General features: G+C 73.6%; 3 protein-coding genes and 1 pseudogene. 2 read left to right on the top strand and 2 right to left on the bottom strand.

Annotation, left to right across the window (positions count from 1 at the left end; all coding sequences use genetic code 11):
* The coding region (locus FNQ90_RS18250) for a C40 family peptidase (RefSeq protein WP_182607361.1) at positions 1-368 on the top strand (368 nt) is incomplete at its 5' end.
* A 123-nt stretch (positions 369-491) separates the two neighbouring features.
* On the opposite strand, the gene FNQ90_RS18245 is transcribed toward FNQ90_RS18250, so the two are convergent.
* Together FNQ90_RS18245 and FNQ90_RS18240 are read right to left on the bottom strand one after the other, a co-directional pair.
* The gene (locus FNQ90_RS18245) at positions 492-1,775 is read right to left on the bottom strand and encodes a geranylgeranyl reductase family protein (protein WP_182607362.1); all 1,284 of its coding nucleotides are present in this window, start codon (positions 1,773-1,775) and stop codon (positions 492-494) included.
* 175 nt (positions 1,776-1,950) lie between these two features.
* Positions 1,951-2,643, bottom strand: coding sequence for a demethylmenaquinone methyltransferase (locus FNQ90_RS18240; protein WP_182607360.1), 693 nt, complete (start codon positions 2,641-2,643; stop codon positions 1,951-1,953).
* Positions 2,644-2,758: 115 nt separating this feature from the next.
* Between FNQ90_RS18240 and FNQ90_RS27545 the strand changes: the two are divergent.
* Positions 2,759-2,942 (top strand): annotated as a pseudogene (locus FNQ90_RS27545) (hypothetical protein); the annotation flags it as partial.

Here is a 2,942-nt window from a genome sequence, read left to right as displayed (position 1 = left end):
CCCCCGCCCCCGGAGGTGGAAACGCCGCCGTCGTCGCCTTCGCCCGCGCCCAGGTCGGCAAGGCGTACAGCATGGGTGCCACCGGTCCGAACGCCTGGGACTGCTCGGGCCTCACCGGCGCCGCCTACGCCGCCGCCGGCATCTCCCTGCCGCGCACCTCGCAGGCCCAGTCGGGCATGGGCACCCACATCCCGGTGTCGCAGGCCCAGCCGGGCGACCTCCTCTACTGGGGTGGCGCCGGCAGCGCGTACCACGTGGCGATCTACGTGGGCAACGGCCGCTTCGTCGGCGCGCAGAACCCCTCCACCGGTGTCGTGGAGCAGGACATGAGCTGGTCGCAGCCCTCGGGCGCCATCCGCATCGGCTGATCCGCCCCCGGAACACCCGCACCGCACGCCGAACGGCCGGGGCGGACACGTGACCCACGTGTCCGCCCCGGCCGTCGCGGGTTCCGGAACCCCGCCGGGACGCGCCTCCGGCCGCCCGCCGGGTCAGGCCCGGGGGGCGACCTTCGCCAGACCGTTGATGACCCGATCCATGGCGTCGCCGCCGGTGGGGTCGGTGAGGTTGGCCAACAGCTTGAGGGTGAACCGCATCAGCACCGGATGGGTCAGGCCGCGCTCGGTGGCCAGCCGCATCACCTTCGGGTTCCCGATCAGCTTCACGAAGGCCCGGCCCAGCGTGTAGTAGCCGCCGTAGGTCTCCCGCAGGACCGTCGCGTAACGGCGCAGCGCCACCTCCCGCTGCGCGGAGGTGCGGCGGGCCATGGCCTGGACGATCACCTCGGCGGCGATCTGCCCCGACTCCATCGCGTAGGCGATGCCCTCGCCGTTGAAGGGGTTGACCAGGCCGCCGGAGTCACCGACCAGCAGCAGACCCCGGGTGTAGTGCGGCTTGCGGTTGAACGCCATGGGCAGTGCGGCGCCCCGGATGGGACCGGTCATGTTGTCGGGGGTGTACCCCCACTCCTCCGGCATCGAGGCGCACCACGCCTTGAGCACCTGGCGCCAGTCCAGCTCGCCGAAGGCCTTGGAACTGTTGAGAATGCCCAGGCCGACGTTGGATGTGCCGTCGCCCATGCCGAAGATCCAGCCGTAGCCGGGCAGCAGCCGGGGTTCGTCACCCCTGCGGTCCCACAGCTCCAGCCAGGACTCCAGGTAGTCGTCCTCGTGCCGGGGGGACTCGAAGTAGGTGCGCACGGCCACGCCCATGGGCCGCCGGTCGTCGCGGTGCAGGCCCATCGCCAGGGAGAGGCGCGAGGAGTTGCCGTCGGCGGCGATCACCACCGGCGCCCGGTACTCCACCTCCCGCTTCTCCTCGCCGAGGCGGGCGGTGACCCCGACGATGCGGGTGCCGGTGCGCGCCTCCATGACCGGACCGGTGACGTTGCACCGCTCGTACAGGCGGGCACCGGCCTTCACCGCCTGCCGGGCCAACTGCTCGTCGAAGTCGTCCCGGCGGCGCACCAGGCCGTAGTCGGGATAGCCCGCCAGTTCGGGCCAGTCCAGTTGGAGGCGGTGGCCGCCGCCGATGATGCGCAGGCCCCGGTTGCGCAGCCAGCCGGCCTCCTCGGAGATGTCGATGCCCATCGCGACCAGCTGCTTGGTGGCACGCGGGGTGAGGCCGTCGCCGCAGACCTTCTCCCTGGGGAAGGCCGTCTTCTCCAACAACAGCACGTCCAGGCCGGACCGGGCCAGGTGGTACGCGGCCGCCGAGCCGCCCGGCCCGGCACCGACCACGATCACATCGGCGGTCTCGGTGGTGGTCACTGGGATCTCCCCTCGTTGCGGACCCTGCCGACCCCGGCGCCGGCCCGATGATCGTCGACTCCACGGGGTGCCCCGAGTCTATGGCCCGGCCCCGCCGTCCCCCGGGGCGGCACCGGCCGGCGGCCCCGCGGGTCCCGGGCGATCGGCACCGCCCGCCGGAACCCCGGGAGGGGAGGTCCCGTCAGGGGCGCCGGCCCCGGTGCAGGGCGACGATGCCGCCGCTGAGATCACGCCAGGCGACCCTCCGCCAGCCCGCATCCTGCAACCGGGCGGCGAGCGCCGGCTGGTCCGGCCAGGCCCGGATGGATTCGGCCAGGTACACGTAGGCGTCCGGTGCGCTGGAGACCCGCCGGGCCACCGACGGCAACGCCCTCATCAGGTACTCCGAGTACGCCGTGCGGAAGGGCGCCCACACCGGGTGGCTGAACTCGCAGACCACCAGCCGCCCGCCGGGGCGGGTCACCCGCAGCATCTCGCGCAGGGCCGCGTCGGTGTCCCGCACGTTGCGCAGACCGAAGGAGATGGTCACGGCGTCGAAGGAGGCGTCGCGGAACGGCAGTCGCGCGGCGTCTCCGGCGACGAACGGCAGCCAGGGGGTCCGGCGACGGCCCTCGCGCAGCATTCCCTGGCTGAAATCGCACGGCACGGTGTAGGCGCCGTTCTCGACGAAGGGCAGCGAGGAGGTGCCGGTGCCGGCCGCCAGGTCCAGGACCCGCTCCCCCGGCCGGGCCGCCACCGCGCGGGCCACCTCGGTGCGCCACCGGCGGTTCAGTCCCAGGGCCAACACGTCGTTGGTCAGGTCGTACTTGGCCGCCACGGCGTCGAACATGGCGGCGACTTCGGTGGGCTGCTTGTCCAGGGAGGCACGGTTCACACCGCCATTCTGCCGCTGCCGTGCCGGATCGGGGCGGCGGGGTGACGCCCGGGGCGTCGCGGGGCCGGCTCGGATCGGACGGAACCCCGGAACGATTGCCATAGCATCTGACCACGTGAGGTCTCCCACCGCCGGCGCCGCCCGCCGGCGCCCCGTCGGCCGCGTGATCGGCGCGGTCGTCGCGACCACAGTCCTGACCCTGGCCGTCGTCCATCACCGATCCTCCGACCCGGAACCCGGGCCCCCCGGGGCCGCCGTTGACGACGGCCGTCCCGGCGCGGGCGAGGAGGGCGACGCGG

This window comes from Streptomyces alkaliphilus (genome assembly GCF_014141535.1).
Lineage (GTDB): Bacteria > Actinomycetota > Actinomycetes > Streptomycetales > Streptomycetaceae > Streptomyces > Streptomyces alkaliphilus.
Note: the sequence above shows the minus strand (reverse complement) of the source record. Positions and strands in the feature narration are given on the sequence as shown.